Below are 22,599 nucleotides of genomic sequence, written 5' to 3' on the forward strand. Positions count from 1 at the left end.
GAACCACAACGGACCGGGGAGACCGGCTAGATACGCTTCGCTTCACGAATGCTCTTCAGGAACGCACGAGTCCGGTCACGCTCAGGCTCGCCAAAAATCTGTTCCGACGATCCCTCTTCATACACGGAGCCGTCGCACAGAAAACATACCTTCGACGATACTTCTCGTGCGAAACCCATTTCGTGCGTTGCGAGCAGCATCGTCATCCCTTCACTCGCAAGATTCCGGACGAGATTCAAGACTTCAGAAACAAGCTCGGGATCCAGTGCGGAAGTGATTTCATCGAGCAACAACACCATCGGATCCATCGCCAATGCGCGCACGATCGCCACACGTTGCTGCTGGCCGCCTGACAGCCGATCCGGATATTCCTTTGCCTTGTGTGCGAGGCCAACGCGTTTGAGCAGAGCCATAGCGCATTCTTCGGCCTCGTCCCTGGGCTGCTTCAAAACGCGGATCGGGGCTAGCGTCACGTTCTCGAGGACGCTCATGTGTGGAAACAGGTTATAGCCCTGAAACACAATGCCAATGTCTCGACGCAATGCGTTCACATCTACACCAGGACCGGTGATCCGGTCTCCATGGACCAGTATTTCGCCATCGTCAATCGACTCAAGGCCATTGATACAGCGCAGCAGTGTCGATTTTCCGGAACCAGACGGCCCAATCAGGCAGACGACGTCATGCTCTTCGACTGTCATCGCCAGGCGTTTTATAACGGGCACCTCACCGTACGACTTTGAGATGCCACGAATGTCAATGAACGACATCAGAATCGTCTCCCTCAGACTTCGCTGGCGCGCATACGTGCACGATCGCGCCGCATCATCCGCTCCACGAATCTGGTCTGTGGAATTGATACGACGATGAAAAGCAGAGCCACCGTGCTGACAGCAGAGAGGTTGTAGTAATTCGACGCAATCAACATCGACTGGTTGAATGAATCGATAACCCCGACGACAGAAACCAGCGCAGTATCCTTCTGCAAGGAAATGAAGGAATTGAGCAGTGGCGGAATAATCTGTCGAATCCCCTGTGGAATGATCACGAAACGCAAAGTCTGAAAGTGGGACAACCCTAGCGAGCGGGCCGCGGCACGCTGGCTCCCGTGGATGCTCAAAATTCCGGCGCGGTAAATCTCCGCGACGTAGGCACCTACCGTCAATGTCAATGCGACAACGACGAAGATCGTGAGGGAAAGATCTTTAAGCACCGGTATACCGGTCAATGGAATCCCGAAGCCAACCAGATAAATGACCAGCACCGCGGGAACTGCACGGAAGATATCGACATAAGCGGTTGCGATAAAACGCACGGGTTTGCCCGCTATGCCCGGCGCGAACATCGCGAGCGCCACGAACAATCCCCAGATCAGGACCAGGATCTCTGTTACGACCGAGATCTTCACGTTCATCCAGAAAGCGGAAAGTACCAATGGGAACGTCTTGACCATCAACGGTACCTGGAAAAACGTCCTGGCGACCGCCTGATGGTTGACCAGAAGGAACTGGAACACAAAAATCATGACCAGTTGCGCCAATGCATATCCCAGGGTGATAAAGCACTGGTCCCTGGCCGCCGAGCGGGCAACGCGTGCCTGCACCAGATCCTGGCGCGCAGCCGCGGCGCGGATACCACTGGACCATCGAAGTGCCCGAACCAGCGGCAGGACGATCACTATCGACAGCAGCGCCAGAAATACGGTGATGGCGTTGGTCGAGGCGCCATCGAACTGGATTGACAGGAAGAAGGTACGCAATACGGCAATCGTGTACCCACTTCCTGCTACGACGACGGATACCGCCAACACTGACGCAAGCAGCAGTGACACGGGCACGCACGGAATGCCACCCATCTTCAGACGTCGCCCGCTCCCGATAGCGCCCGGCAAAATGTCGCTCGTCTGTTGCGTTGTGTTGCTCATGGTTTCGGCTCGCTTAAGGGGTCAACACGGGCAGTTTGGTGGGATCCATGCCGAGCTCCGGAGTCAGATATTTGCTGGTCAGTCGTGCGAGCGTGCCGTCTTTCCTGAGACCTTCGATCAACTGGTTGAATGCCGCGAGATTAGGAGAATCCTTGTTAACCAGTCCGCCCCATTTTTCACCTGTGTCGAAGCGCCCGGCAACTTCCAGCGCGCCGTTTGAGTTCTTCGCGCGCAAAAGGACGTTCGGCGTGTCATAGATCACTGCGTCGACTTGCCCCGCAGCCAGTGCCGTATACATGGAAGGAGGATCGTTGAACACTTTGGGCTGCTCGGCGGGTTTGATTTTTTCAACGATGTAATCGTAGGCCGTGGTTCCCCGCTCAACCGCGTAACGCAGAGTACCCAGGCTCTTCTTGTCGACTTTGGTGCCGGCCTTAACAAGAATCCCCTGATCGGAGTCGAAGTACGGTTCAGTGAAATTCACCACCTTCTTGCGTGCGTCGGTGATGGTGATTTCACTCAACGCGATATCAAAGCCCTGGGATTGTCCCGTCAGAATCTGTTGAAAGGATCGACTGACAAGAATCACTCGATCGAGGCCCGCGCGATACGCCATGTTAGCGGCCATGCAGTACTCGAATCCGTCTTTGATCGTGTCGAGGGAATCGCCATTCCACCATCCAGGCACACCGAGAACCGGTCGTACCGAAAGCGCTCCAGGGACGACGGTCGTCAACTTGACCGAACCTTTTTCTCCCGTTACCTCGCACTTCCCAAAGTCCGATGCAGCGAACGCGGTGACTGTGAAAGCACTCAAGACGAAGGCAACCGCAGCCCGATTAAGCCATCCTGCATGTGCTTTTGCGCCAGGACCTCTGATTTGTGTCATCTTTGTCTCCTCGATTATGGAATGAAGCGCCTTCAACGACCGACTACACGTTCTTGCAGATTGCCCACCCCGGCAGCGGTGCGAAATCCATGTACCTTCCGCTCAGCTCATGCACGGCGTCGCCGGTTGCGCAATGCCGCCATGAGGCATGCCACCCGACACATCCCCCCAAAGGACCGCATGATCTTCAGGCAACGCGCGCGAATTGGGCACTGATAACCAGAGCCTCATCAGCATTCGATCCTGGCCGGTACTCACATCGTCTTTAAAGGCCGTGCGCCCGTGATAGATGACGTGGTTGTTGAGAAGCTGGATGTCGCCAGGCGCAAATCGCATCTCGAAGCAATGTTTCTGGGCAAGCTCCAGCATCATCCGGATAGCCTCATGCTCGGAACCGGTCAATCTGCGGACGCCGGAAAGCAGTTGCGCATTCTCGATGTAGGTCAGCGAAAAGTGACTCGTCAGCTTACCGTCCCGGACACCGAAAACCGGTAGATCGTAAGTCACATGCTGCCCTCCCGCTTCCTCTCCAAACCGGCTCCGCGGAATGGGTGCGCAAAGCAGGGCATGGAGATCTGGCCGAAGCCGCCGCATCTCGTTGTAAACAGTCGCGCTGCTGGCGAGCTTGCTGACGCCGCCTTCCGACGCCTGACGCACACAAAGCAAACCCACGACGTCGCAGCGGTCCGTGTGAAAGCGCAACTCTCCGGGCGAGAGTGTCCGCGCGCCCGACGAAAGAAATTCCTTGCCCGCTGCGTCCACCGTCGCGCCGTAGAGCTTGACGCCCACTCCTGCACCTTCGTCTTTTATCTCCCGCATCAATTCACCGCGGCGATTCTGAAACATGGGCGTCCCTAAATGACGACCCAATCCATACCAGATGCGGCGCAACTGTTGCTGGCTATAACGACTGACATCGAGGCCACGGATCTTCACCATCCCGGAGCCGTTCTCCAGTTCATCGCGCACGTCGTCGAAGAATGCATCGGCGCCTGGCAGCGGAAAGTTATCGCGGTCGACTTCGCTCCAGTCGATCTCTCCCAACTTGTCGACCGCGGCGTCGATCCCGTCCAGCACTGCCGGAGGAAACACCTTGACCCATCGAGGGTTCTGCTGGATTTCGACGCCACTCCACACACATGCACCCTGCAGATAATCGGCTGAAGACATTGGCTCTCCAAAGAAACTGAGACTGTAGCGGTGATGCAATTCGACAGGACAACCCTTGACCGTCCCCAACCTGCGACTTATCCGGACGCCGGCATCTGGCGCATCGCATGGTTGTATATACAAGAAATCAAGATAAACCGCGTTGTCTAGTCAATCAAGAAATTATCACTACGATGCGGGCAAACACCTACCTTGGGACGACAACGCAGATCGCTGGCTTCAATCTCGCGCGGCGCCGGAAAATCGCTGGCTGGTTTTTTACCTGGACAACATCCCTGAATGGCGGTTAACTGTGCCCCGATCCGATCTTGTATATACAAATACACGAAGTCATTCCGGAATCGCAATCGGGGCAAGTGCTGATGCACATGGTCGCTGCGATGAAGGAAATCACCGGCAGCGACGAACAGCCAGCGATATATAAAAGTACGGATCTTTGTTGTGGAACGTAATGCACTATTAAAGGCATCATTCGATGTTATAATTGATGCTCTCGTTTAAGGAGGTTCCCATGCGTACAACTATCGCGCTCGATGACGACCTGATCGCCAGGGCGCAGGCCTATACCGGCGTAGAGGAAAAAACGGCACTCGTGCGCGAAGCGCTAAAGGCGTTGATCCAGCGTGAAGCCGCGAAACGACTCGCGAATCTTGGCGGTAGCCAACCGGGTATCAAGGGCGCGCCACGGCGCCGGCAGGACGTTGAATGATTCTGGTCGACACGTCGGTCTGGATTGACCATATCAGTGCCTCCGATTCCATGCTGGTCAGCCTGCTTAACGAGGAGCGTGTGCTGGCTCATCCCTATGTGACAGGCGAGATTTTGCTCGGGAGTCTACGTAATCGTGACGCCGTGTCTGGCGCTTTGCTCGACCTGCCACGCGCGCCAGTCGCAACACCGGAGGAAATTTTTTACCTGATCAAGCACGAGGGTTTGTTCAACCGCGGCATCGGATACGTCGACACTTCACTGCTGGCGTCCGCGCGTCTCCAACCCGGCATCACCATCTGGACGCGCGATAAGCGATTGAAGAAAGTTGCCGATGAACTCAATCTCGGCGCGATGCTCGCGCACTAGATAGCTTGCAGCTGCATTTCCGGATGCCAAAAAACGCAGTCCTCCGTGCGCCCGGTCCGCACACGAAGGACTGCACCCAGCTGCGCTTCAGTCAGGCGGCTGCTTCATTCATTTCCTGCGCGTTCGATTCGGCGGCGAGCAGATTCAGCACGACGAGAATCGCGTCGCGGTTGTCGAGACTGATCTCGATGCCGAGTACGTCGGTGAGCCAGCAGCCGATCTTCGTATTGGAAAAATCGCCGGCGTCGGCCGTCTTTTTCATGGTGACGCCGAGTTTGACGGCGCGATAGTGATACGACGGCACGCTGAACTGCGCGGCAACCGCGGAAAGACCGCCCTTGCATTCGGAGCACCAGCCAAGGCTGCCGGCGAGCACGATCTGCTCGGGTTCGTCGAGGCTGGCGATAAAGGCCCGGGCGGCGCGGCGCACGCAGTGCTCGTTGAGACCGTAATCGGTCAGCACGCTGTCGACGGGGTCTTCGAGCGCCTGCGCGTGCAGGTCGATTTCCTGTTCCATGCCGTCGTTTTCCATGGAGACGTTACGTTGATGACTTGCACTGCGCAGACAGTCGATCAGATAACGGCGGAAGTACGCACAGAGCGCGTAGCTGCTCGACGGCGCGCTTTCCGGGCAGGCCTGCGATCCGGTGTGGCCCGGCGCGAGACGCAGCACCTTCGTGTAGATGAACTGCGCGACGAGTTCTTCCTTGTCTTCGCCGAGCGCCTGCAGCTCGACGGGATGATAGGCCCGCAGCGTGCGCCGCACGAGATCGTACATCGACGCCATTTCGTCGTGCGAGAGTTGGGTGCGACGCCGCCACAGATCGGGCAGGATCGCGTCGTCGAGGTGTCGTGCCAGTTCGCGGCCCGCAATGGCGCCCATGAAAGCCTCCGTCGGTTAATTTGAGGCATGGAGCGCGGGGGAAGCGGATAATCCGCCGGGAAGCCTTGAAGCTGGCTGTCTGAAAAGCCCCGAAAGGCTTCGGCCGCGCTGGTAAGTTGCAACCAGTATGGTTTTTGCCGGCGGCTTCGCCTATATGGATTAAGTGTTAGCTGATGGGTAAACTGCCGGGTAAACCATCGCGACGAAACGGCATAACGGGCAGAACGGACATCACGGCGCGTGCAACCCGCACGGTTCGCCGTCCAGACCGCCGGCTTCCGGCAAGGAGACCGCACGATGCGGGCCGATCCCATCCAGCGCGCCATTGACGAAGATCTCGTGCCGGTCCTGTATGCGCAGGATCCGATTGCCTTTGTATCGCACTGGTTTTCGATCGTCGTGCTGGTCGCGATCTACTGGCCCGATATTCCGTTCCCCCATCTGTTCGCGCTGTGTTTCGGCTTTTACGGCTTCGCCAACTGCGCGGGGCTCGCGCTGTGGCTGTGCAATCGCCGCTGGCCCACGGCGCTTTCGCCGCGCGCCTGGATCAATCTGCACGCGCTGCGCGGTGCGCTGCTCTACTCGGCGCCGGGTGCCGCGATCTGGTTCGCGTTCCAGAGCGTCCATGTCGACCTGCCGCTGCTGCACACGGTGATGCTCGTCACGCTCGCAGCCGGCGTGTTCATGTCGAACGGTTTCGATTTTCTCAACTTCGTGACCGCGATTCCGTTCCTGCTATTGCCGGCCATTGCGCTTCATTTCAGCGTCCACACGTTCGACCGCACGATTCTCGCGATCGTCCTCGCGTTTTTCTTCTGCGCGATCAACGTGTATGCGCTGAGCTACCGGAAGCTGTTCCGCCGGGTCGTCGAGGCGCGCGTCGACCAGCAGTATCTGGCCGAATCGCTGGCCGCGCAGAAGCTGGTCGCCGAAGAGGCGAGCCTCGCGAAGACACGGTTTTTCGCGGCCGCGAGCCACGATCTGCGGCAGCCGCTGCATGCGATCGGGCTGCTCGCGGCGTCGCTCAACGACGGCACCGTCGCGCCCGCGCAGCACGCGAAGACCGCCGACCATATCGTGCGCAACGTCGAGGCGCTCAACCAGCTGTTCAACCAGGTGCTCGACCTCGCGCGGCTGGAGAGCGGGGTGACGCAGGTGATCCGGCTGCATTTCCGGCTCGACGAACTGTTCGAGCGCGTCGGTAGCCAGTACCGGCCGCAGGCCGCCGCGAAAGGGCTGGCGCTGCGGATCGCGCCGACTGCCGTCGTGGTGCATGGCGATCCGGTGCTGCTCGAACGCGTGCTGAGTAACCTGCTGTCCAACGCGGTGCGTTATACCGAGGACGGCGCGATCTGGCTGGGTTTTCGTCGCGCGGGGCGCCGCGCGGGCGGCTATATCGAAGTGCGCGATTCAGGTATCGGCATTCCGCGCGCTGAACAGGAGCGCATTTTCGAGGAGTTCTATCAGGTCGCCAATCCGCAGCGCGACGCGCGCCAGGGGCACGGCCTCGGGCTGCCGACCGTGCGCCGGCTGGTGGGACTGCTGGGCGGAGAATTGCAGATGAACTCGGCGCCGGGGCGCGGTTCGACGTTCCGGTTCCTCGTTCAGCCGGGCGACCCGGCGCGGATCGTGTCGAGTCTCGGCGACACCGTGGTGAACAGTCCGGCGATCGAAGGGCGGCGTGTGCTATGCATCGACGACGATCCATCGATTCTCGAAGGGCTGTCGGCGTTGCTTGGTCGCTGGGGCTGCGTCGTGCGCGGCGTACCGGACGAAATCCAGGCGCTGCAGGCGGTCGGCGAAGGGTTCGTGCCGGATGCGGTGCTTTGCGACTACCAGTTGTCGAACCATCGAACGGGCGCGCAGGCGCTGTACGCCGTGCGCGATGCGCTGCGCCACGCGGGGCACGGCGAGGTCGCCACGCTGCTGATTACCGGCGACATGGCTTCGCCCGATCTGGAGGCGCTCTCCGCGCAGGGTATTCCGGTGCTGCACAAACCGGTGACGCCGGCGCGTCTGCGCCGCACGCTTGAAAGCCTGTGGCAGCAGCACGCGGCGAAAAGCGGCGTCGAATCGGGTACGACAGGTGGCGAGTCGGCTGGTGCGCAGCCGCCTGTCGCCATCGACGGACAGCATTGAACGCACTGCCCGCAACACGATACGTGCAATCTCCGCGCTAAAGCGTTTTGCCGGCTTCGAGCCAGCCGTTGATCACGGCGATCGCGGTGGACCGGTTATGCACGCCCAGCGCCCGGAAAATCACCGACAGATGTACCTTGACGGTTCCTTCGGCGACACCGAGTTCACGCGCGATCATCTTGTTGGTCCAGCCGCGATGCACGAGCCGCATGATGTCCTGCTGGCGCGGCGACAGGTTTTCCAGCAGATGCCGCTGATGCGGCTGCAACTGATGCGCGGGCGGCACGGTTTCGAGGACGGCTGTCTCGGCGCCCGCGGGAGCGCGCGCGGCCGCCGCGCCGGCCGCGTCGCGCGTGCCGAGCAGGCTGAGCGCTTCCATCGGCACGTAGGCGCCGCCGGACAGCACCAGTTCGATCGCCTTCAACATCACGCTCGCGGGCTGGCGCTTCGGCACGAAGCCGAGCGCGCCGGCGGCGAGCACGGCGCGCATTTCGTCGGGCGATTCTTCAGCGGAAAGGACGACCACCGGCAACGCCGGGTTCGCCTTGAGCAGGACTTCCAGCGATCCCGCTCCCTCCATGCCGGGCATGTGCAGATCGACAATCGCGAGGTCATGGTTGGCATCGGGCCGCGCGGCGGCGGCGAGCGTCTCCCACGTATCGGCCTCGTCGAACTGGGCATCGGCATCGAGTCCGCGCAGCAGGCCTTTGACGCCCTGGCGGATCAGTTCATGGTCGTCGGCCACAAGAAACTTCATGATGTCTCCGCGTGTGGGCCCTGCCGGTTTGTCCTGCTACTCTTGTTGTCTGACGGTCGGAACCGGTCAGCGCCGCAGTGTGGCTATTCTGCCCGATGCGGCGAGCCGATGCGCGTCCGTCTTCTCCCTGTGTCGCCAGGTTGCCTCGCTGCGAGGCGTGACCCCTGGCAACGACCGCAGCAGGCCACGCAGACATCCTTGCATGGCTTACCAGGTAGACGAGTGGATTGAAGCGATTTTGAACCGTTGCACACCTGGCATTGCAGAATATGCGGCACGGTTCAAACGGGTGTTTCTTGTGGGCTTCGCAGCCCGCTTTCCGGCGTGATCGCGTTAACGCGAAACCGCGAAGAGCGTCGCGTTCATGAAGATCCGGAACGCGAAACCGAGCGAGACGGCCGCCGAAACACCGCCGCCCCACAACAGCACGAACCAGAGCCAGCCAGGCAGACGGAAGCTTGCGGCACCGCGCTTGCGTGCGCGGAAACGGGTCAGGGCAGTGAGGCGCATAGGGTTGGCGATGATGTGTGCGACGTGCGTTCCGGTTTCCTCAGTGGATATCCGGCGATGGCTGCTGGTTTTCAGCGGCTTAGTGGTAATGGATATCGCCATGACGAACCTTGCCGCGAAATACCCAGTATCCCATCGTCGTGTACGCGAGGATGACGGGCAGGATCACCGCGGCGCCCACGAGCGTGAACACCTGGCTCGAACGTGGCGCGGCGGCTTCCCAGAGCGTCATGCTCGACGGGATCGCATACGGCCACAGGCTCACCAGCAAGCCGGCGTAGCCGAGCAGCACAAGTCCGAGCGCGAGCGCGAACGGCGTATTGTGGTGACGATTCCGCACGGCACGCCGCATGAAGAACGCGCAGATCGCGACGAGGAGCGGCACCGGCAGCAGGCGATAGAAGAGCCCGTCATGGAACCAGCGCGCGGCGATCGCCGGGTCTTGCAGCGGCGTCCACAGGCTGACCACGGCGATGAACCCGAGCAGCACCACGGTGAGCGGCCAGACAACGCGATGCAGGCGCCGTTGCAGATCGCCTTCGGTCTTCGCGACGAGCCAGCAGCAGCCGAGCAGCGCATACGTGACGACGAGCCCGAGGCCAGTCAGCAGACTGAACGGCGTGAGCCAGCCGAACGCATCGCCGGCGAAGCTGCCGTCCACGACCGGAATGCCCTGCAGGAACGCGCCAAGGACGATGCCCTGAAAGAACGCCGCGCCCGTCGAGCCGCCGATGAACGCCAGGTCCCACAGATGCTTCGTGCGGTTCGCCTTCGAGCGGATTTCGAATGACACGCCACGAAAGATCAGGCACGTAAGCATGAACACGAGCGGCAGATACAGCGCCGAAAGCACCGTCGAATAGACGACCGGAAACACCGCGAAGAGGCCGGCGCCGCCGAGCACGAGCCACGTTTCGTTGCCGTCCCACACGGGCGCGACGGTATTCATCATCAGGTCGCGTTCCTTCTCGTCCGGGAAGAACGGAAACACAATGCCAATGCCGAGATCGAAGCCGTCCAGCACGACATACATGAAAAGGCCCAGTGCGATGATCCCGGCCCACACTACGGTAACGTCCATTTCGTTTTCGCCTTGAAATACAGGGGTTTTATGCAGCGTCGATCATCGCGTCGGCGGCGGAAAGCGGCCGGCGCGCGGTGTGACCGGGTGTGTTGCCAGGCAACGCGTCATGCGTGTCGCCCGGCAGCGTGGGGCCGGTGCGCATCAGCTTGAGCATGTAATAGACGCCGGTGCCGAACACGAGAAAGTAGACGATCACGAATGCCATCAGCGAGATGCCGACCTGCTGCGCCGTCAATGGCGAAACGGCCTGCACGGTACGCATCACGCCGTAGACCACCCACGGCTGGCGTCCGACTTCGGTCGTGATCCAGCCCGCGAGCAGCGTGATGAAACCCGTCGGCCCCATCGCGACGACAAAGCGCAGGAACCACTTCGATTCATAGAGGCGGTCGCCGCGTCGCAGTGCCCACGCGATCAGCGACATCAGGATCATCAGTACGCCGAGCCCGACCATCACGCGAAAACTCCAGAACACGATCGTCGAATTCGGCCGGTCCTGCGGAGCGAAGCTTTTCAGTCCGCGAATTTCGCCATCCCAGCTATGCGTGAGGATCAGGCTGCCGAGGTGTGGAATCGAAACCGCGTAGCGGGTTGTTTCCGCCTTCATGTCGGGCAGGCCGAAGAGGTTGAGCGCCGTGCCGCCTTTTTCCGTGTCCCACAGGCCCTCGATCGCGGCAATCTTGGCCGGTTGATATTCACGCGTGTTGATGCCGTGCTGGTCGCCGACCAGCGCCTGAACCGGTGCGAGAACCAGCAGCATCCAGAGCGCCATCGAGAACATCTTTTTCGTGGCCGCGTCGCGCCGGCCCTTCAGCAGATGCCACGCACCCACGGCCGCGACGACGAGCGCACCGACGATGAACGCGGCGATCGACATGTGCGCGAGCCGGTACGGAAACGACGGGTTGAAGATGATCTTGAACCAGTCGAGCGGCACGACCTGGCCGTTGACGACTTCGAAGCCTTGCGGCGTCTGCATCCAGCTGTTGGACGCGAGAATCCAGAACGTCGAGATCAGCGTGCCCAGCGCGACCATCAGCGTCGCGCCGAAGTGCGCACGCGCGCTGACGCGCTGCCAGCCGAACAGCATGATGCCGAGGAAGCCCGCTTCGAGGAAGAAGGCGGTCATCACCTCGTACATCAGAAGCGGGCCGGTGACGGGGCCCGCGAAACTGGAGAAGCCGGACCAGTTCGTGCCGAACTCGTAGCTCATCACGACGCCGGAGACGACGCCCATGCCGAAGGCCACTGCAAAGATCTTAGACCAGAAGAGACAAAGGTCTTTGTAGTACGCCTTGCCGGTTTTGAGCCAGCGCCATTCGAGTACGGCGATGAAACTGGCGAGCCCGATGCTCAGCGCCGGAAAGATGATGTGAAAGGAAATCGTGAATGCGAACTGAAGCCGGGCGAGATCGAATGCCGAGAGTGCAGTGTTCATGAGCAGGTTGCGAAAATCAGACTACGCGCGTCGACCGCTGTCGAAACGCACTGCGATGTGCAGATGGACGCAAGCGTAGGGGAATGCGCGCGGATTTGCTGCGTCGCGGAACAGGGCGCGACGGCACGTGCAGGGCTGCACGCACGGACGTTATCGAGATAAGCCGTTGATCAGTATCGGAGTTTTCACGCGGCGGATTTGTGCGCCGCGGCGTGCTGTCGCAGGGGGATGTGCGGCAATCGACCGCGCTGTTTGGGCGCGGGTCGTCGCACTAGATCGACGTGATGCGTGAAGTGCTTCCGTGGCCGGTCGTGAGGCGTGTAATCCCATGCGCGCACCAGGCCGCGATCACAAATGGCGCGGTCATGCAGGTCCAGCCGAGGTGGTTAGCAAGCTGTTGCAGCAGCACCGATAACGCGATGGCCGCGACTGCCGCTATGGCGGCGCTGTCCGCTACCGCAAGCGCGGCGAGCGCGCCGTTGAAGCCCAGCAGACCCGCGTCGAACGAGGAGAGTGTCGCGCCGGATAGCAGATGCCCGCCCGTTGCGAGCGCGGCGCCTGCGAGCGCCCAGCACGCGTGCCGTCGCGATGAGACCGCGATGCCCGCGACGATCAGCATGCCCGGTAACGCGCCCGAAGCGAACGTCGTTTGCGCAATGCCGGCGAACACGCCATGCAGCACGTCCATCGACGAAATCACACCCACGGCACTGATGACGCCATGCGGTGCATCGGTGTGCGCGGCAGACCCGACCAGCGCAAGCCACGCCCACGTCACGATCAGACACGGGCTCGAATAGCAGCAGACATGAAACCTTTGCAGGAGACGCGACCACGGATCGTGTATCCATGCCGTGGCGGTCGCGGCAAGAATGGCGATGGCGGCGGCGGTCGCATCGTCGGCGATGAACGTGAAGGCGGCCAGTGCGGCCAGCGCGCCGTTGAAACCGTGCAGGCCGGCGCGTGTATCCTGCTCGTCATAACCCGCGAGCACGGCGCTGATGTTCGCGCTGACGGCACCCATGAGCGCCGCGCAGGCGAGCCGGGGATCGCAGATGACGAGTGCCGCGAGCACGCACGCGCCCGTCGCGGCGTTTCCTTGCAGGACGATTTGCCCGAGACTGCGCAGCAGGGTGCGTAGCGCCGCGGATTCGGTCGGGGTGGTCGTCGCGTGCATACAGGATGAAGAGAAGATCGCGCGAAGCACCCGGCGCGACTGGCGGATTGAAACCGCGAGCATAGGTCAGTTGCCCTTCACCCGGCATGTGCCAGCATCGATAGTGGCTATTTGCAGCGTCATCGCTGAAATCGACCTGAAGGAGGTATCGATATGCGTGAAGTCCGCTGGACATCGGAAGAAGGCGACGGCATCGAGCATCTCGCGTTCGATGCGCGCGGTGACGGGTTTCATGTCGAGAGCGCCGTCGTCGGGCAGCGATATGGGCGTTCCTACGGTCTGTTCTACAGCGTGACCTGCGACGTGCAATGGCGCGCGACGCATGCGTGGCTGAAGATCGCGGGCGGTGGCGAAGTGGAACTGCGCGGCGATGGCGCGGGTCACTGGCGCGACGGCAGCGGCCGTGCACTGGACGCAATCGAAGGTTGTATCGACATCGACATCGCCGCCACGCCGTTCACCAACACGTTGCCCATCCGCCGGCTGAAACTGGCAAAGGGTGCGCGTCAGCCGATTTCCGTGGCTTATATTTCGACGCCGGATCTCGCGGTCAGCCGCGTCGAGCAGGCGTACACGTGTATCGAACCCGATCGCGAGTATCGCTACGAAGGCATCTTCCGCAATTTCGCCGCGAACATGACAATCGACGAAGACGGTCTCGTCATCGACTATCCGTCGCTGTTCAGACGTTTGCCTGCGCCTGATCGCCAGTCACTGCGCTGAAAGCCGCGTGCAATCCACGTATCACGCGGCGCCGGAAGAAGAGCCGGCGTGCCGCGATTTCAACACGTTCGACGTTCCGCGTTCTTTCGCGGTTTAACGGGCGGGCGTTCAATTCTTGCGGCTGAAGTCCCGTGGCGGAGCATCGGCGCCCGGGCCAAGCGTGCGTTGCATGAGCGTCGTATCGAGCCATCGGCCGTGCTTGAAACCGACGGCCTTGAGCGTACCGGTCAGCTCGAAGCCAAGACTGCCGTGCAGCGACATCGAACCGCCGCTTCCGCCATCGGCGATCACGGCGATCATCTGCCGCCACGGTCCCGACTCGCAACGTTCGATCAACGCCTTGAGCAGGATGCGGCCGATGCCGCGCCCGCGAAACGCATCGTCGACATAGATCGAGTCTTCGATCGTGTGGCGATACGCGGCACGCGGCCGGTACGGCGTCGCGTAGCAGTAGCCGGCCACGACACCGTCGACTTCCGCCACCATGTAAGGCAGGCCATGCCCGAGCACCGATTCGCGACGGGCGCGAAGATCGTCGACTGAAGGCGGCGTTTCCTCGAACGATGCGACGCCTGTAAGCACATGGTGCGCGTAGATGGCCTGGATCGCGGGCAGATCGGCTTCGGTGGCGTCGCGCACGTGTGGCGCCGTGGTGCCGGGCGCGGCGTTCGCTTCGGTATGGGATCCGGTATTCATGCGTGTCTGGAAAGAGAGGGGGGAGGCTGGCGTGCGAGCTTTTACTATGCCCGTAGTGCGCACGAATTTGAAGCCGCTCAAAAAAACAGCACGGCTCGCGATGAGCCTGCCTGTGCATGAAAATGTAAGCTGCGGCGCATCGTCAGCAGGACACGCGGCGTTTGCGTGTGTCATCTGCGTGGTATATATCTTCGTACGTGATGCAATTCCTGAACCTGACACGGAGCATGCATGAAATCTGTCATTGCCTTAACAGTACTTGCACTTGCAACTAGTGCGGGCGCCCAGACGCCGGCCGTATCGCCTGCCAGTGCAGCGAGTCCCAACATGGCCTCGGGCGCGGGTAGCGCGAAGCCGGCCGCGCGCGACAGTCATGTCGAGGAACGTATCAGCGAACTCCATTCAGAGCTCAAGATCACACCGGACCAGGAGCCGCAATGGGCAAAGGTCGCGGACTCGATGCGTGACAATGCGCGCACGATGCACGATCTTTTTGAAGCACGGCATAACAGCATGGCGAACGAAACGGCGGTCGAAAACCTGAAGTCGTGGGGCGATATCGCGCAGGCGCATGCCGATGGCAACAAAACGCTGCTCGCCGCGTTCCAGCCGCTTTATGACAGCATGCCCGACGCGCAGAAGAAAATCGCCGATCGGGTTTTCCGGCGTCCCGACACGCATCGTCCGGCGCACAAGTCGTCGAAGAAGAAGTGAGCGGGCGTAGCGTGCTGGACACGTTACGAAACGGGACGTGCGTACAGGCTGCGTCATCCCGCACCCGCGATCACGGAGGCTCGCGATGAAACATCATGCTGCTGCGGTGATCGTCGGATTGAGCATGCTGGCAGCCGTTCAGGGTGCCCGGGCGCGCACCGATGTGAGCGTCGTGATCGGACTGCCGGGTCTGGTCGCCGCGTCGCCGCCGCCGGTTGTGTATGTGCCGCCCGGGAACTACGGGCCGCCGCCCGTCGTCTACAACGGCTATTACGGGCCGGGATGGAACCGGCCACCGTCATATCACCACCGGCCTTACCGGCGCCCACCACCGCCGCCTCCCCGGCCACATCGTCCGCCGCCGCCGCGTCACTAGCATCCGGCGCGTCGACGGTACGCTTCAGCTGTGTGACTACGTAGCCTGAGACGGCGCGCGATGCGTGCTCAGGTTGCGTGCTGCGGCACCGGCGCGCTTTTCGCGAAGCGGCGCGCGCCGCCCACGCATGCAACCACGACAATCGTCACCGCGATCATCGCGGGCGGCACCTGTTCGTGCAGAAGCAGTGCGGCGAGCATCAGCCCGAAGAACGGCTGCAGGAGCTGCAGTTGTCCGACGCCTGCGATGCCGCCCAGCGCCAGTCCGCGATACCAGAACACGAAGCCGATCAGCATGCTGAAGAGCGACACGTATGCGAGCCCCCAGAACGCTGCGTGACTCACACCCGCAAACGATGCGGGCCATGCCCACCACATGAGCGGCAGCATGACCGGCAACGCCAGCACGAGCGCCCACGAAATCACCTGCCAGCCGCCGAGATGACGTGACAGTCGCGCGCCTTCCGCATAGCCCAGTCCGCAGGCGACGATCGCGGCCACCATCAACGTGTCGCCGAGCGGTGACGCATGAATGCCGTTGCGCAGCGCGAACGCCACGACCGATGCGCTACCGAGTGCGGAAAAGAGCCAGAACGCCGGCTGTGGCCGTTCGCCGCCGCGCAGCACGCCGAATATCGCCGTCGAAAGCGGCAGCAGGCCGATGAACACTATCGCGTGCGCGGCCGTGATGTGTTCCAGCGCAAGCGCGGTCAGAAGCGGAAAGCCGACCACCACGCCGAGCGCGACCACCACGAGCGGCAGCAGGTCGCGCCGGGCAGGGCGGGTTTCGCGAAACAGCAGCAGCAACATGAACGCGAGCGTGCCGGCAATCGACGCCCGCGCGACAGTCAGAAAGAAGGGATCGAAACCCTGGACGGCGATGCGCGTCGCGGGCAGCGAGCCGCTGAAAATAAGTACGCCAGCCAGTCCGCTCAGCCAGCCGTTGCCTGTTTTTGTCATGGAGAGTGTCCGATGCTGCATGAAAACGTCGAGCATCCTCTGTCGCACGATAAAGCGTAAGCTACGGATCAGTACAATTCAGACAAACTGTACCGGTCAGGGAGCAGTACGGATGGCGGAAGATGACAGGATGAGTTCGGCGGCCACGGGCACGCGCGTCGCGCTGGTCATGAACACGTTGCGCGAGCGCATCGCGAGCCGCGCGCTGATGCCGGGCGCACGCGTGCCGTCGATCCGCTCGATGACCGACACGCTCGGCGTGTCGAAATCGACGGTGGTCGACGCATATGACCGGCTCGTCGCAGAAGGCGCGATCGTGTCGCGGCGCGGCTCGGGGTTTTTCGTCTCCGGCCACGCGCCGCCGTTCGCGCTCGCCGATATCGGGCCGCCGCGCGATCGTGATGTCGACCCGTTGTGGCTCACGCGTCAATCGCTCGAAAGCAACGCGAAAGCGCTGCGACCCGGCTGCGGCTGGATGCCGGCCGCGTGGATGCCCGAAGAGGGTGTGCGTCGCGCGCTCCGTGCCGTTGCGCGCGACGCGCATGGGCCGCTCGTCGAATACGCATCGCCGCGCGGCCTGCCTGCGTTGCGCCAGCAGATCGCATGGCGGCTGTCGCAACATGGCGTCGACGCGCCGCCCGAGCAGATCGTGCTCACCGATGGCGGCACGCATGCGCTCGATCTCGTGTGTCGCTTCCTGCTCGAACCAGGCGATACGGTGTTGATCGACGATCCCTGCTACTTCAATTTTCAGGCCCAACTGCGGGCGCACCGGGTGCAGATGGTGAGCGTTCCGTATACATCGTCGGGGCCCGATCTCGCGCAGTTCGAGCAGGCGCTGGTGAAGCATCGTCCGCGGCTTTATGTGACGAACTCCGCGATCCACAACCCGACTGGCGCGACGCTTGCGCCGGCAATCGCACATCGTCTGCTCAAGCTTGCGGGCGAGCACGATCTGCTGATCGTGGAGGACGACATCTTCGCCGACTTCGAGGACGAACCCGCGCCACGGCTTGCCGCATTCGACGGCCTTGCGCGCGTGGTGTCGATCGGCAGCTATTCGAAGACGCTGTCGGCGGCGGTGCGCTGCGGTTATATCGCGGCGCGCGGCGACTGGGTGGAGCCGCTCATCGACCTGAAGCTCGCGACATCGTTCGGCAACGGTGAACTCGCCGCGGGTGTCGTGCATCGCCTGCTGGTGGACGGCACGTACCGGCGCCATCTCGAAACCATGCGCACCCGGCTCGCCGATGCAATGGGCGATACCGCGCGGCGTCTCACGCAGGCAGGCTTGCACATCTGGACGCGACCGCGCGGCGGCATGTTCATCTGGGCGAAGTTGCCGGATTCGCTCGATGCCGCGCGGGTCGCGCGTCATGCGCTCACGGAGGACGTGGTGTTCGCACCGGGCAACGTGTTCAGCGCATCGCAGTCGGCGGCGGGTTTTCTGCGCTTCAACGCGTCGCAATGCACGCGGCCCAGGGTCTACGAAGCATTGCAGCGCGCGATGGAGCGTGCGTCACGCGATACGTGACATAGGGGACGCTGCCCGCGCGGGCAGCGTCGCGTGTCACTGCTTTCCGCACAGGAGCAGCAGCCGCTCCTCGTCGGTACATGGGCGCTTCGGCGACTTCGCCGGATCATCCGTTGCGGGACCAGGGCCATTCGTTGCCGCGACCGCGGTCTTGTGCGCGAAGCACGCGCGCAGGCGCTTTTCCACTGGCGGATAGTACTTCCATCCTTTGCCTAGATTCGGCAGCTCCATCTTCACCTGCTTCCACTTCGGATGGCCGTGTTCCTGGAGGTTGTCGAAATTCGTGCACAGTGAATCCGCGAACCGGTTGAGATTGCCGACGGTGTCGCGCAGGTTGTAGTCGTACGTGACAAGGAAGGCTTTCACGGTGAGCGTCTGCACGTCTTCCTTAAGCCAGTTCGGATAGTTCGACACGCGGATCGTCGCGGGAAAATACGTCTGTTTCGCGCGCGCGGTTTCGGGCGCGGCGGGATCGAGCCTGAGTACGCGGATCTGCTGCAGCAGTTCGGGATTCATGTCGGTGAAGAGCCTGGCCGGCTGCCCCGCGACGATCACCGCGACGTCGATTTTCTTCACGATCAGCGCGGCAAGCGCGTCTTCGTTCGACAGATGCTGCGCGTACTGATCGGGAACCGGTGCGCCGAACATCAGCCGGTACAGCGTGGTTGCCGATTGCGCGGTGCCGCTGCCAATCAGGCCGACGCTCATGTTCTGGTTCTTGATCTCGTTGATGGTCTTCAGCGGAGAATCGGCGCGCACGACGAAATAGATCTCTTCGTCATAGAGCGGCATGATGAGGCGCAGCGGACGAATCGTCGTGCCCGCGTCGGCGTTGCCGCTGTTTGCCATGTCGACGTACGCCTGATACACGTCCGACTGTACGAGTGCGAGCTTCACGCCGGGTTCGAAACGCATGCGCTGCACGTTTTCGGCGGAGCCTTTGGACGGCATGACTTCGAGATCGATACCTGCCTGCGGCGCGACCCATTTCGCGAGGTCCGCGCCGATCTGGATGTACGTGCCGCGTTCCGGTCCGGTGACGATCTTGTAGTGCGCGTTGTCCGCCAGCGCCACCGACGACGCCAGCGCCAGGCCGATGCATCCCGCCAGAATGAGCTTGAACATGGTCTCCACCTTTTCTGTGTGGTTGTAACTGAGACTCGCGCAGCGTCGCGCGTGGTGTTGAATCAGGTTTGTGATGTCGTGTGTTATGTGATCAGCGAGGCATCCTGATCGATGCGTGCGGTCTGATGTGTCGGGTGCATCGTGTCATGGCGTGATCGCGTCAATGCGTCCGTCAATGCGCGGGCGAAGCCGTCGAGGTTGCCGCCGCGCCACTCGTCGCCGGATGGCTCCAGCCGGATTCGCGAATCGCGCGTTCCCGTGCGTCGATGCTGTTCGCGTCCGTTGCCTGGGTCGCGACAGACGACGGCGGCGCGGGTGATGCAGAAACATTCGCTGATGCGGGTGTCCGTGCCATTGCGGGTGCTGGCACATCCGCCGGCGCCACGACCGCGTTTGCGGGCACACGCGGTGCAGCGGGACGCGGCGCGCGCGCGCGGGGCGCCGCGGCCGCGACCGCCGCGCCGGGTGCGGTGGCCTGTGCGCCGCCGCGCGCGGTCGGCAGTGCGGGCGAGTTCCAGCCGGCCTCGCGGATCGAACGTTCAAGCAGGGTCTTCGCGTCGTTACTGGATGAATCGACGGCGAGTGCACCGGATGCGTTGTGCCGCACGCAACTCCACAGCCGGTCCTGCATGCAGGCGTTCGCCGCGCGTACCAACGCATCGCGCTTGAGCAGGCGTTGAAGCAGATCCTGCTGCATGAGTCGTGCGTCGGCATTGTCGGGCCGTGTGGCGAGCACTTCAGAGAGCGCCGCCTGCGCGCCCGTCAGATCGTTTGCCTGCAGGCTCGCGTGCGCTGCCTGCAGGCTTTCGGGCACATCGCGATGGCGTGTGGGCGTGCGCGTGGGTAACGGAGGAACCGGCGGCACGACGGGCGCCACCGCGACGGCAGCGGCGGGCGCCGCGCCGGGCAATGGCGGCAAGGTTGGGATGGGCGGTATCGATGGCGAAGCAGCGGCGGCCTGTCGCCGCGTCGGCGGCGTCTGCGCCACGGGTGCAGGTGTAACAGGAGCGATCGAAGTGACGCTTTGCGATGGCTGCGCTCCCGGATACGGCTGGATGCTGCCGCTCGCGCTGCTGGCGGCCGGTTCGTCGGCGACCGTATCGGACTTGTGTTCGCTAAAGAGCGTATAGCCCGCGTAGCCGAGTGAAAAAAGAAAGAATGTCAGCACGAGCCCCTTGCTGAAAATCCAGCGGCCCACGCTGCGCCAGACGGGCTCGGGCATATCGAGCGGAGGAATCGGCGTATCGGGCAACATGAGCGGCTGCGCGTGTCCAGCGGGCTGCGCGATATCGGCGGGCATGCCCGTCGGCGGAATGCCGGATGGAGCCGGCGCGTGGGTCTGCGCGTGGACTTGCGGATGGGAAGCCGCTTTCAACCGCACGCCGTAAGCGACGGCATGACTCGCACCACACCACGGACACGTTTCATCTGGCGGATACAGTGCGCCGCCGCACCGTTTGCAGGGTGTCGGGAACGTTCGGCCGGGACTCGTCTGGGTGGACATGCGTTCAACCCACCAGTTATACGCGGTGCCTTTGAACGGCACGTTACGGATCGTCATCACGGCGAACCGCAGTAGCTGCGTAATTCACGGTACTTCAGGGGACATACGCACTGGTCAGCGGACCTGCCGAAGCAGTTTCGGGAGGGCGCCTGAATGCAATATGTGTCGTTTCCGCGCCAACGTCAATCGCGTTCTCGTCTAACGCACACATTGGTTCCGGACACGTCAGGAGAACGATTCATACAGACATTTTTTGTATGTGCCACATCGCAATGCGGCAGGTTTTTTCTGTCTGGTCAGATGAATGTCGACTGACTGCAGGACTGGACGCGGCGTGCGTCCAGTCGTACGAAAGTCAGGAAAGCAGAGGATCTGCGTGCGTCAGTGATGTTTGCGCAGCGGGATGTCCTTGAGCATCCATGCGAGCACGAACGCCAGCACGACCACGCACGCGGCGACGAAGTACACCGTGTGCAGCGCGCCCGCGAACGCCTGCAGATAATCGTCGCGAAGCGCGGTGGGCAACTGGTGGATCGTGGCCGGCCCAAGCGACTGCGGCAACTCCGTTCCGGCCGGAATGAGTTCACTCAGGCGTGAATGAAGCTGGCGTGAAAACACCGCGCCGAACGCCGCCACTCCCACTGAGCCGCCGATCGAACGGAACAGCGTCGCACCGGACGTTGCCACGCCCATGTGCCGGAATTCGACTGCATTCTGCACGGCGAGAATCAGCACCTGCATGACCATGCCGAGGCCGCAGCCGAGCAGGCCCATGTACAGATACATCACATACAGCGGCGTGGAAATCTGGATGCGCGCCAGCAGGGTCATCGCGACGGCAACGAGAAACGTGCCAGCAATCGGAAATATCCGGTACCGGCCGATCTTGCTGATCACGCGACCTGTGACGACAGACATCACGAGCAGCCCGCCCATCATCGGCAGCATCTGCATGCCGGCTTCCGAGGGCGTCGAATTCTTGACGACCTGCAGGTACACCGGCAGGAACGTGACGGATCCGAACAGCGACACGCCGACGATGAAACCGATCAGACAGCTCAGCAGGAACGTGCGGTCCCTGAAAAGTTCGAGCGGCATGATCGGCTCTTCGGCAAGACGTTCTTCATAAATAAAGCCGCCGATGCATACGAGACCGACCGCGAGCGTGAACCACAATTGCGGCGAACTCCACGGCAGTAGCGTGCCGCCCTGGCTGGTGAACAGGATGATGCAGACCAGTGCGGTCGCGAGGAACCCGGCACCCATGTAGTCGATTGCGTGTTTGATGTGTTTCGTATGCGGTTTGAAAACCGCTGCGATCACGAGCAGCGCGCCGATGCCGAGCGGCAGGTTGATGTAGAAAATCCAGCGCCATGACAGATGCTCGACGAGAAAGCCGCCCAGCAACGGACCGATGATCGTCGCGAGACCGAACACGCCGCCGAACATGCCCTGATAGCGGCCACGGTCGGCCGGCGGAATCACGTCGCCGATGGCGGCCATCGTGACGACCATGAGACCGCCGCCACCGAGACCCTGAAGCGCGCGCAGCACAATCAGCTGCGTCATGTTCTGCGCGGCGCCGCACAGCGCGGAGCCGACAAGGAACAGCACGATGGCCGTCTGCAAGACGATCTTGCGGCCGAACAGGTCGCCGAACTTGCCGTACAGCGGCACGACGATCGTCGAGGCGAGCAGATACGCCGTGACCACCCACGAGAGATTATCCAGACCGCCCAGTTCGCCGACGATGGTTGGCAGGGCGGTCGAGACGATCGTCTGGTCGAGCGCGGCCAGCAGCATGACAAGCAGCAGCGCGGTAAACAGGATGCGCAGCGGCGGATGCGCGGGCGCAGGCGAATCAATGCGGGATTCGCCGAAGTCGCCTGGGTCCGCGCTCAGTGAAGGGGGCTGATCCAT

At 62.2% G+C, this 22,599-nt stretch carries 22 protein-coding genes; 7 read left to right on the top strand and 15 right to left on the bottom strand.

Annotated elements, in window-relative coordinates; all coding sequences use genetic code 11:
• Positions 1–26: 26 nt before the first annotated feature.
• The 4 genes from LPA34_RS20855 to LPA34_RS20870 all read right to left on the bottom strand — a co-directional run bounded on the left by LPA34_RS20855 (position 27) and on the right by LPA34_RS20870 (position 3,983).
• Complete coding sequence (locus tag LPA34_RS20855; RefSeq protein ID WP_228981734.1) at positions 27–770, bottom strand: amino acid ABC transporter ATP-binding protein; 744 nt, start codon at positions 768–770, stop codon at positions 27–29.
• A 14-nt stretch (positions 771–784) separates the two neighbouring features.
• The gene (locus tag LPA34_RS20860) at positions 785–1,924 is read right to left on the bottom strand and encodes an amino acid ABC transporter permease (protein WP_228981736.1); all 1,140 of its coding nucleotides are present in this window, start codon (positions 1,922–1,924) and stop codon (positions 785–787) included.
• Between the two features lie 13 nt (positions 1,925–1,937).
• Positions 1,938–2,813, bottom strand: coding sequence for an ABC transporter substrate-binding protein (locus tag LPA34_RS20865; RefSeq protein WP_228981739.1), 876 nt, complete (start codon positions 2,811–2,813; stop codon positions 1,938–1,940).
• A 102-nt stretch (positions 2,814–2,915) separates the two neighbouring features.
• Positions 2,916–3,983, bottom strand: coding sequence for a TauD/TfdA family dioxygenase (locus LPA34_RS20870; RefSeq protein ID WP_228981741.1), 1,068 nt, complete (start codon positions 3,981–3,983; stop codon positions 2,916–2,918).
• Between the two features lie 511 nt (positions 3,984–4,494).
• Between LPA34_RS20870 and LPA34_RS20875 the strand changes: the two genes are divergently transcribed.
• Together LPA34_RS20875 and LPA34_RS20880 are read left to right on the top strand one after the other, a co-directional pair.
• Complete coding sequence (locus LPA34_RS20875) at positions 4,495–4,692, top strand: type II toxin-antitoxin system VapB family antitoxin (protein WP_228981743.1); 198 nt, start codon at positions 4,495–4,497, stop codon at positions 4,690–4,692.
• Positions 4,689–5,060, top strand: coding sequence for a type II toxin-antitoxin system VapC family toxin (locus LPA34_RS20880; RefSeq protein WP_228981745.1), 372 nt, complete (start codon positions 4,689–4,691; stop codon positions 5,058–5,060). The genes LPA34_RS20875 and LPA34_RS20880 overlap by 4 nt, the downstream gene beginning before the upstream one ends.
• Positions 5,061–5,151: 91 nt before the next feature.
• On the opposite strand, the gene LPA34_RS20885 is transcribed toward LPA34_RS20880, so the two are convergent.
• Complete coding sequence (locus LPA34_RS20885) at positions 5,152–5,943, bottom strand: hypothetical protein (RefSeq protein WP_228981746.1); 792 nt, start codon at positions 5,941–5,943, stop codon at positions 5,152–5,154.
• A 297-nt stretch (positions 5,944–6,240) separates the two neighbouring features.
• Between LPA34_RS20885 and LPA34_RS20890 the strand changes: the two genes are divergently transcribed.
• Positions 6,241–8,082 carry an ATP-binding response regulator gene (locus LPA34_RS20890; RefSeq protein WP_228981748.1) on the top strand — a complete coding sequence of 614 codons (1,842 nt, stop codon included), beginning with the start codon at positions 6,241–6,243 and terminating at the stop codon, positions 8,080–8,082.
• Between the two features lie 37 nt (positions 8,083–8,119).
• Here the strand turns inward: LPA34_RS20890 and LPA34_RS20895 are convergent, their stop codons facing one another.
• The 5 genes from LPA34_RS20895 to LPA34_RS20915 all read right to left on the bottom strand — a co-directional run bounded on the left by LPA34_RS20895 (position 8,120) and on the right by LPA34_RS20915 (position 13,048).
• Positions 8,120–8,839 (bottom strand): response regulator transcription factor, encoded by a 720-nt coding sequence (locus tag LPA34_RS20895; RefSeq protein ID WP_228981750.1) that lies wholly within the window; start codon positions 8,837–8,839, stop codon positions 8,120–8,122.
• Positions 8,840–9,172: 333 nt separating this feature from the next.
• Positions 9,173–9,349 carry a hypothetical protein gene (locus LPA34_RS20900; protein WP_228981752.1) on the bottom strand — a complete coding sequence of 59 codons (177 nt, stop codon included), beginning with the start codon at positions 9,347–9,349 and terminating at the stop codon, positions 9,173–9,175.
• Between the two features lie 79 nt (positions 9,350–9,428).
• Entirely contained in the window at positions 9,429–10,430 is a 1,002-nt protein-coding gene (gene cydB, locus LPA34_RS20905) for a cytochrome d ubiquinol oxidase subunit II (protein ID WP_228981754.1), read from the bottom strand.
• Between the two features lie 28 nt (positions 10,431–10,458).
• Positions 10,459–11,871 (bottom strand): cytochrome ubiquinol oxidase subunit I, encoded by a 1,413-nt coding sequence (locus LPA34_RS20910; protein ID WP_228981756.1) that lies wholly within the window; start codon positions 11,869–11,871, stop codon positions 10,459–10,461.
• A 271-nt stretch (positions 11,872–12,142) separates the two neighbouring features.
• The gene (locus LPA34_RS20915; protein WP_228981758.1) at positions 12,143–13,048 is read right to left on the bottom strand and encodes an urea transporter; all 906 of its coding nucleotides are present in this window, start codon (positions 13,046–13,048) and stop codon (positions 12,143–12,145) included.
• Positions 13,049–13,201: 153 nt separating this feature from the next.
• Here LPA34_RS20915 and LPA34_RS20920 point away from each other — a divergent pair, with 153 nt between their 5' ends.
• Complete coding sequence (locus tag LPA34_RS20920; RefSeq protein WP_228981760.1) at positions 13,202–13,771, top strand: putative glycolipid-binding domain-containing protein; 570 nt, start codon at positions 13,202–13,204, stop codon at positions 13,769–13,771.
• Positions 13,772–13,879: 108 nt separating this feature from the next.
• Here LPA34_RS20920 and LPA34_RS20925 read toward each other — a convergent pair whose 3' ends face one another.
• On the bottom strand, positions 13,880–14,467 hold the full coding sequence (locus LPA34_RS20925; RefSeq protein ID WP_228981761.1) for a GNAT family N-acetyltransferase: 588 nt from the start codon (positions 14,465–14,467) through the stop codon (positions 13,880–13,882).
• A 327-nt stretch (positions 14,468–14,794) separates the two neighbouring features.
• Here LPA34_RS20925 and LPA34_RS20930 point away from each other — a divergent pair, with 327 nt between their 5' ends.
• Together LPA34_RS20930 and LPA34_RS20935 are read left to right on the top strand one after the other, a co-directional pair.
• The gene (locus LPA34_RS20930) at positions 14,795–15,181 is read left to right on the top strand and encodes a Spy/CpxP family protein refolding chaperone (RefSeq protein ID WP_228981762.1); all 387 of its coding nucleotides are present in this window, start codon (positions 14,795–14,797) and stop codon (positions 15,179–15,181) included.
• Positions 15,182–15,266: 85 nt separating this feature from the next.
• Positions 15,267–15,557: a hypothetical protein gene (locus LPA34_RS20935; protein ID WP_228981764.1), complete on the top strand. Its 291-nt coding sequence runs from the start codon at positions 15,267–15,269 to the stop codon at positions 15,555–15,557.
• A 68-nt stretch (positions 15,558–15,625) separates the two neighbouring features.
• Here LPA34_RS20935 and LPA34_RS20940 read toward each other — a convergent pair whose 3' ends face one another.
• Positions 15,626–16,516: a DMT family transporter gene (locus LPA34_RS20940; protein WP_228981765.1), complete on the bottom strand. Its 891-nt coding sequence runs from the start codon at positions 16,514–16,516 to the stop codon at positions 15,626–15,628.
• Between the two features lie 112 nt (positions 16,517–16,628).
• Between LPA34_RS20940 and LPA34_RS20945 the strand changes: the two genes are divergently transcribed.
• Positions 16,629–18,050, top strand: a complete 1,422-nt coding sequence (locus tag LPA34_RS20945; RefSeq protein ID WP_228981771.1) for an aminotransferase-like domain-containing protein — start codon at positions 16,629–16,631, stop codon at positions 18,048–18,050.
• A gap of 36 nt (positions 18,051–18,086) precedes the next feature.
• Here LPA34_RS20945 and LPA34_RS20950 read toward each other — a convergent pair whose 3' ends face one another.
• The 3 genes from LPA34_RS20950 to LPA34_RS20960 all read right to left on the bottom strand — a co-directional run bounded on the left by LPA34_RS20950 (position 18,087) and on the right by LPA34_RS20960 (position 22,599).
• Positions 18,087–19,175 (bottom strand): TAXI family TRAP transporter solute-binding subunit, encoded by a 1,089-nt coding sequence (locus tag LPA34_RS20950; protein WP_228981773.1) that lies wholly within the window; start codon positions 19,173–19,175, stop codon positions 18,087–18,089.
• A gap of 172 nt (positions 19,176–19,347) precedes the next feature.
• Positions 19,348–20,550: a hypothetical protein gene (locus LPA34_RS20955; RefSeq protein ID WP_228981775.1), complete on the bottom strand. Its 1,203-nt coding sequence runs from the start codon at positions 20,548–20,550 to the stop codon at positions 19,348–19,350.
• A 510-nt stretch (positions 20,551–21,060) separates the two neighbouring features.
• Positions 21,061–22,599 (bottom strand): MDR family MFS transporter, encoded by a 1,539-nt coding sequence (locus LPA34_RS20960; RefSeq protein WP_228981776.1) that lies wholly within the window; start codon positions 22,597–22,599, stop codon positions 21,061–21,063.

It is taken from the genome of Paraburkholderia gardini (assembly GCF_907164575.1).
In the GTDB taxonomy this organism is placed as follows: Bacteria; Pseudomonadota; Gammaproteobacteria; order Burkholderiales; family Burkholderiaceae; genus Paraburkholderia; species Paraburkholderia gardini.

What these genes read in the sequence shown, in the direction of transcription:
- LPA34_RS20880 (WP_228981745.1), top strand. Translation starts at nt 4,689, where the DNA reads ATGATTCTGGTCGACACGTCGGTCTGGATTGACCATATCAGTGCCTCC.
- LPA34_RS20920 (WP_228981760.1), top strand. Translation starts at nt 13,202, where the DNA reads ATGCGTGAAGTCCGCTGGACATCGGAAGAAGGCGACGGCATCGAGCAT.
- LPA34_RS20910 (WP_228981756.1), bottom strand. Translation starts at nt 11,871, where the DNA reads ATGAACACTGCACTCTCGGCATTCGATCTCGCCCGGCTTCAGTTCGCA.
- LPA34_RS20940 (WP_228981765.1), bottom strand. Translation starts at nt 16,516, where the DNA reads ATGACAAAAACAGGCAACGGCTGGCTGAGCGGACTGGCTGGCGTACTT.
- LPA34_RS20885 (WP_228981746.1), bottom strand. Translation starts at nt 5,943, where the DNA reads ATGGGCGCCATTGCGGGCCGCGAACTGGCACGACACCTCGACGACGCG.
- LPA34_RS20935 (WP_228981764.1), top strand. Translation starts at nt 15,267, where the DNA reads ATGAAACATCATGCTGCTGCGGTGATCGTCGGATTGAGCATGCTGGCA.
- cydB (WP_228981754.1), bottom strand. Translation starts at nt 10,430, where the DNA reads ATGGACGTTACCGTAGTGTGGGCCGGGATCATCGCACTGGGCCTTTTC.
- LPA34_RS20855 (WP_228981734.1), bottom strand. Translation starts at nt 770, where the DNA reads ATGTCGTTCATTGACATTCGTGGCATCTCAAAGTCGTACGGTGAGGTG.
- LPA34_RS20895 (WP_228981750.1), bottom strand. Translation starts at nt 8,839, where the DNA reads ATGAAGTTTCTTGTGGCCGACGACCATGAACTGATCCGCCAGGGCGTC.
- LPA34_RS20875 (WP_228981743.1), top strand. Translation starts at nt 4,495, where the DNA reads ATGCGTACAACTATCGCGCTCGATGACGACCTGATCGCCAGGGCGCAG.
- LPA34_RS20945 (WP_228981771.1), top strand. Translation starts at nt 16,629, where the DNA reads ATGGCGGAAGATGACAGGATGAGTTCGGCGGCCACGGGCACGCGCGTC.
- LPA34_RS20925 (WP_228981761.1), bottom strand. Translation starts at nt 14,467, where the DNA reads ATGAATACCGGATCCCATACCGAAGCGAACGCCGCGCCCGGCACCACG.
- LPA34_RS20900 (WP_228981752.1), bottom strand. Translation starts at nt 9,349, where the DNA reads ATGCGCCTCACTGCCCTGACCCGTTTCCGCGCACGCAAGCGCGGTGCC.
- LPA34_RS20860 (WP_228981736.1), bottom strand. Translation starts at nt 1,924, where the DNA reads ATGAGCAACACAACGCAACAGACGAGCGACATTTTGCCGGGCGCTATC.
- LPA34_RS20915 (WP_228981758.1), bottom strand. Translation starts at nt 13,048, where the DNA reads ATGCACGCGACGACCACCCCGACCGAATCCGCGGCGCTACGCACCCTG.
- LPA34_RS20865 (WP_228981739.1), bottom strand. Translation starts at nt 2,813, where the DNA reads ATGACACAAATCAGAGGTCCTGGCGCAAAAGCACATGCAGGATGGCTT.
- LPA34_RS20950 (WP_228981773.1), bottom strand. Translation starts at nt 19,175, where the DNA reads ATGTTCAAGCTCATTCTGGCGGGATGCATCGGCCTGGCGCTGGCGTCG.
- LPA34_RS20930 (WP_228981762.1), top strand. Translation starts at nt 14,795, where the DNA reads ATGGCCTCGGGCGCGGGTAGCGCGAAGCCGGCCGCGCGCGACAGTCAT.
- LPA34_RS20870 (WP_228981741.1), bottom strand. Translation starts at nt 3,983, where the DNA reads ATGTCTTCAGCCGATTATCTGCAGGGTGCATGTGTGTGGAGTGGCGTC.
- LPA34_RS20890 (WP_228981748.1), top strand. Translation starts at nt 6,241, where the DNA reads ATGCGGGCCGATCCCATCCAGCGCGCCATTGACGAAGATCTCGTGCCG.
- LPA34_RS20960 (WP_228981776.1), bottom strand. Translation starts at nt 22,599, where the DNA reads ATGGATCAGCCCCCTTCACTGAGCGCGGACCCAGGCGACTTCGGCGAA.